Genomic DNA, 5,073 nt, shown 5'->3' on the forward strand with positions numbered 1-5,073 from the left:
GCGCCGCGCACACGGCCGCGGCCATCGTCATCCCGGCGGAGTGGTCGCCCATGCCGCCGCGCTGGAACGGGGGCGTGTCGCCGGGGCGGGTGAGCAGGTGCGCCACCCCGGCCCGCGACCAGAAGGCGGCCACGTCGAAGGCGGCGCGATCGGCGTCGGGCCCGCTTTCGCCGTATCCGGTGATGAGCCCGTAAACGAGGCGGGGGTTGGCCGCCGACACCGACTCGAAGTCCAGGCCGAGGCGCTGCAGGGCGCCGGGGCGCACGTTGGTCAGGAAAACGTCTGCGTCGGAGAGCAATTCGAAGGCGGTGTCGCGGCCCGCGTCGGTGCCCAGGTCCAGTACGACGCTGCGCTTGGACCGGTTGTCCATCTCGAACGGTGGGTTCAGGCCCAGATCGCAGCCCAGCATGCGGCCGAACATGCGCGCCGGATCACCGGTGGGCGGCTCGATCTTGATCACGTCGGCGCCCCAGTCCGCCAGGATGCCGCCGGCGGCCGGCCCGGCCACCCAGACCCCGAGTTCGACGACTTTGACGCCTGCTACCGGTCCCGCCATGGGTAAGTTCCTACCCTGTCGCCGCGCCCGGGCGCACGCATGCCCCCGATTCGGCGGTGCGGCCTCAGCTCGCCTGCCGCACCGCGAAGCTGCCGTCGCGGTCGAAGGCGGCGCGGTTGGCGTCGACGTAGTCGGCGACGGTCATCGGGCTGCGCCCGCTGATCACCTCGACCAGGTTGTTCTCTCCCGCGAAGACGCCGTCCTGGTAGTCCTGCGCGACGCTGCTGAGGTGCTGGACGAAGAACTCCGGGCGGCCCTGCGCGGTTAGCGCCGCGGCGAAGGCGGGAATCCCGATCGGCTCGTAGCGCACGGCGATGCCGAGCGCCTCCGACATCTGCTCGGCGATCCCGTAGTGGTCGAGTTCCTCGGCGCCCACCAGCGGATAAATCTGCCGATCGTGCGGGGCCGGGTTCTGCAGGATGGCCGCGATGACGCCGCCCTGGTCGCGCCCGGCGATGGGAGCGTGGCGCCCGGTGCCGAACGGCAGCCGCAGCACGCCCTCGTCGCCACTGCGCGACCATTGCCATTTGAGCCACTCGGCGAAGAAGGTCGGACGCAGATGAGTGGTGCCGAAGGCGAAGCGGTCCAGCAATCGCTCGGCGATCCAGTGCTGCTGTGCGGCATGACTTTTCGCCTCACGCCGCGCGGATATCTGGGACATGTTGACCACCGCCCGAACGCCCGCCTCGCTGGCGGCCTGGGCGAAGATGGCCGTGGCCGGCAGCAGGCTGCCCGGGGCGATCGGGTAGCAGAAGTAGGCGGCGCTGACGCCGGTCATCGCGGAGCTGACGGCGTGAAAGTCGAGCAGGTCACCCTCGACGATCTCCGCGCCCAGGCCCGCCAGCGCCTCGGAGCGCTGGTCGATACGGTGCACGAACGCGCGCACCCGGTGCCCGGCGGCGAGCAGAAACTCGACGGTGGGCGCACCGGTATTGCCCGTCGCCGCGGTGATGAGGAACAGCTGATCCGATGACATTTTCCTAGCTCCCTGCTGACTAACGATGTCGTTAGTAAGATACAAGCACGATATGCTGGATAACGCAAGCGTTAGCCAAAAGGGGATCGTGATGGAGTTCGAGAACCGGCTGCAGGATCGCCGGCAGTGGTCGATCGGTGAGGGCTGTTCGATGTCGAAGGTCCTCGAACTGCTGAGCACCAAGACGGCGTTCCAGGTGGTCCGCGAATTGTTCTTCGGCACAACACGGTTCGAGGATTTCGTGGAACGCATCGCGACGTCGGCACCGGCGGTATCGCGGGCGCTCAAGCAGCTCGAGGCGGCGGGCATCGTCGCGCGGGTTCCCTATCGCGAGCCGGGGCAGCGCGCCCGCGACGAGTACCGCCTGACCGAGGCCGGCGAGGACTTCCTGCCGGTGTTCATGGCGCTGGTGCAGTGGGGAGACGCCTACCTGCAGGACGGTCCCAACAGGCTGGCGTTCGTCGACGCCGAGACCGGCCGGGCCGTCGGGGTACGCGTGACCACCGACACCGGCGCACCGGGAAAGCGCTCGGCCGACATCCGGATCCAACGCGCCCACGCCCCGTCGCGGTGACGCCCATGATTGGCTAGAGCGAGGGCAAGCAACCGGGAGGCACACATGAGTCTGGTGGCCGGGCGGGGTCCGCTCAGCAGCGATCCCGCGGGACGCTTCTCGCCCGCGATCCCCGACGACGTCGTCTACGTCGAACCGCATCCCCGGCGGGTGCAGGCCGTCAAGGACGGGCGGGTGGTGATCGACACCGAGCGGGCGCTGATGGTGCACCGCCGGGGCCGACCGCTGAGCTACGCCTTCGCCGCCGACGAGGTCGGCGACCTACCGAGCGAGCCCGAACCCGAAGCGCCGGGTTTCGTCCAGGTGCCCTGGGACGCGGTCGACACCTGGCTGGAAGAGGGGCGCAGGCTCGTGCACTACCCGCCCAATCCCTATCACCGCGTCGATTGCCGTCCGACCCGGCGGCGCCTGCGCGTCCGCGTCGAGGGCGCCACGCTGGTGGACACCGACGACACGGTGATCGTGTTCGAGACCGCGCTCGCCCCGCGGCTCTACGTCGACCCGGCTCACGTGCGCACCGATCTGCTGCGGCGCTCCGAGACCGAGAGTTACTGCAATTACAAAGGTTTCGCGACTTACTGGTCGTTCGCCTCGGGCGACCATGTCGTGGCCGACGTCGCGTGGAGCTACCCCGGCCCGCCGCCGGAAAGCCTGCCCATCAAGGGGTTTCTGAGTTTCGACGAGACCCGCGTCGAAGTGACGGCCGAACTGCCGGTCAGCGCCCGTAGCTAGGACGCCCGAGCCCCAGCTCGTGCTGGGCGATCATATTGCGGAACACCTCCATGGTGCCGCCGTAGATGCCGGCGGGCACGGCGTGCCGGAAGATGAACTCGATGGCACCATTATCGGCGAAGTCCGCCGAACCCGGTGTGTCGGTGGGCAATGCCGATGCCGTCCCGAGCAGGTCCATCAGTTCCTGGGACACCTCACGCATGGTCTGGATGAGCGCCACCCGCCCATACATTCCGGGGGTGGACATGGCGGCCTCGATGCGGGCCATGCTGCGCCCGAACCGGTATTTGATCGCGTCGTCGTCGATCGGCCGCCGGCCCGCCGCATCGGGTCTCGACAGAATCGCCGCGACCCCGTCGGCCACCTCGGCCATCAGGTGGCCGTGCTCCGAGAGCATCGAAATGTTCTGCAGGCCATGGTCTTGGGGGTCGGTGATGCCGTGCTCGGCGTCGAGGGCGAACCGCATCACCGTCCAGCCGCCGTTGACCTCACCGATCCGGTACAGGTCATCGACCCGCACGTCGCTGTAATAGACGATGTTGGTGCGGTCACCGTCCAGCGTGCGGATGCCCTGGATCTCGATGCCTGGCGAATCCAGCGGCACCAGGAACATGGTGAGGTTCTTGTGTTTCGGGCCTTGCGGATCGGTGTTGGTGAGCAGGAAGACGTACTTGGCGTTCTGCGCGTTCGAGGTGAACATCTTGGAGCCATTGATAATCCAGCTAGACCCATCCGCCTCCCGCACGGCCCGGGTCTTGCAGGTGGCGACGTCGGACCCGCCCTCGGGTTCGGTGTAGCCCAGGCAGAGCCGGATCTCCCCGGATAGCACGCCCGGCAGGATCGCGTCGGCGAGTTCGGGCGCGCCGAATTGCTTGACCAACCGCGCGACCACCGCCGTGGTGCCCCAGTGGAACCACGGGGTGTGGGCGCGACCGATCTCGAGGTGGAAGATTCGCCGGCGCACCGGGTCGAATCCCCCTTCGGACTCCTGGTACCAGTCCGACGTCAGATAACCCGCTTCGCCTAGCGCCAGATGCACCGGCTCACTGAAGTTTTCACCGGTCTCACGATCGCGCCGAAGCACCTCGTCGGTGACGTGTTCGGCCATGAACGCCCGGGTCTCATCGAGGAATTTCTGATCCTCGGGCGAAAGGTCGACGCGGGAGAAGTCCATCAGGCCGCGTCGATGACCAGGGTGCGGAACCGGTCGAGGGTTTCGAGCGCGTGCGTCAGGCTGTCACCGGGCAGGTGAACGCTGACCCACGTGACGCCCAGCTTCTCCAGCTTCTCCAAGCCGTGCAGGTAGGCGTCGGCGTTGAAGTCGTCGTCGGTGATGCTGCCGCCCTCGAAGTTGGTGAACGTGATGTCGATCGACGTCCAATCCCGTTGCGCGGCATCGCATCTGCGCCGCAGGTCGTCGATGCCGTCGGCGAGCTTTTGCACGGAGTCGATGACGGCGGTGCCGGCCGTTTGGGCCAGCTGTGGCGGCGCGGGGAACGGGCACCACCCGTCGCCGTACTGGGCCACCCGCTGCCGCGAGGACGACGTGTTGCCCCCGATCCAGATCGGCGGGTGCGGATCGCTGACCGGGCGGGGATGCGCGGTAATGCCACGCGCGCTGAAATGCTTGCCGTCAAAGGAGATATCGTCGCCGGTCCAGATGGCCCGGATCACCTGCAGCGACTCCTCGAACAGCTCGGCGCGCTCGTCGTAGCTGACGCCCAGGGCCGCAAACTCGCGCTTGAGGTAACCCACGCCCACCGCGAGCGTGAACCGCCCACCCGAGAGCAGGTCCAGGGTGGCGCCGGACTTGGCCACCACGAACGGGTTTCGGTACGGGAGCACCACGATGTTGGGGATCAGCCGCAGCGTGGACGTCGTCGCCGCCGCGAAACCCAAGGCGACAAAGGGATCCAACGCATCGTGTCCGCCGGCCTCCAGCCAGCGCTGCGAGGGCGCCGGATGGTCGGTGAAGCCGAAACCGTGGATTCCGGCCGCCTCGGTCGCGGCGGCCACCTTGCCGATCCCGTCCCCGCTCACCAGCTCCGGGTTGTACGGATGACTGTGCATCGGGTGGGTGATGGTGAACCGCATGGCGTTAGAACCGCGCGCGGGAGTCGATCGCCGTGTCGCTGGTGCGCAGCGGGCGGATCAGCGCCTCCTGGGCGAAGGAGGCCAGCAGCTCGCCCTCTTCGGAGTGCACGGTCCCGCGCACGTACGACATGCCCGCGCCGA

6 protein-coding genes and 1 pseudogene are annotated in these 5,073 nt (G+C 68.1%); 2 read left to right on the forward strand and 5 right to left on the reverse strand.

Translation table 11 applies throughout. The features are described 5' to 3' along the window. On the reverse strand, positions 1-556 hold a 556-nt coding region (locus tag A9W96_RS26820; protein WP_197499667.1), incomplete at its 3' end, for a CoA transferase. A gap of 64 nt (positions 557-620) precedes the next feature. Next, positions 621-1,532 carry an NmrA family NAD(P)-binding protein gene (locus A9W96_RS26825; protein ID WP_066861537.1) on the reverse strand — a complete coding sequence of 304 codons (912 nt, stop codon included), beginning with the start codon at positions 1,530-1,532 and terminating at the stop codon, positions 621-623. Positions 1,533-1,623: 91 nt separating this feature from the next. Between A9W96_RS26825 and A9W96_RS26830 the strand changes: the two genes are divergently transcribed. Next, entirely contained in the window at positions 1,624-2,106 is a 483-nt protein-coding gene (locus tag A9W96_RS26830; protein ID WP_067144349.1) for a helix-turn-helix domain-containing protein, read from the forward strand. A gap of 45 nt (positions 2,107-2,151) precedes the next feature. Then, positions 2,152-2,838 (forward strand): DUF427 domain-containing protein, encoded by a 687-nt coding sequence (locus tag A9W96_RS26835; RefSeq protein WP_067144345.1) that lies wholly within the window; start codon positions 2,152-2,154, stop codon positions 2,836-2,838. On the opposite strand, the gene A9W96_RS26840 is transcribed toward A9W96_RS26835, so the two are convergent. From A9W96_RS26840 to A9W96_RS31850, 3 genes and pseudogenes are all read right to left on the reverse strand, one after another. Next, positions 2,822-4,012 carry an acyl-CoA dehydrogenase family protein gene (locus A9W96_RS26840; RefSeq protein WP_066882096.1) on the reverse strand — a complete coding sequence of 397 codons (1,191 nt, stop codon included), beginning with the start codon at positions 4,010-4,012 and terminating at the stop codon, positions 2,822-2,824. The two genes, A9W96_RS26835 and A9W96_RS26840, sit on opposite strands and share 17 nt — an antisense overlap. After that, on the reverse strand, positions 4,012-4,932 hold the full coding sequence (locus tag A9W96_RS26845) for an LLM class F420-dependent oxidoreductase (RefSeq protein WP_067144347.1): 921 nt from the start codon (positions 4,930-4,932) through the stop codon (positions 4,012-4,014). Before A9W96_RS26845 ends, A9W96_RS26840 begins: the two co-directional genes overlap by 1 nt. Before the next feature lie 4 nt (positions 4,933-4,936). Beyond that, positions 4,937-5,073 (reverse strand): annotated as a pseudogene (locus tag A9W96_RS31850) (thioesterase family protein); the annotation flags it as partial.

Source organism: Mycobacterium sp. 1245852.3, from assembly GCF_001669335.1.
Lineage (GTDB): Bacteria > Actinomycetota > Actinomycetes > Mycobacteriales > Mycobacteriaceae > Mycobacterium > Mycobacterium europaeum_A.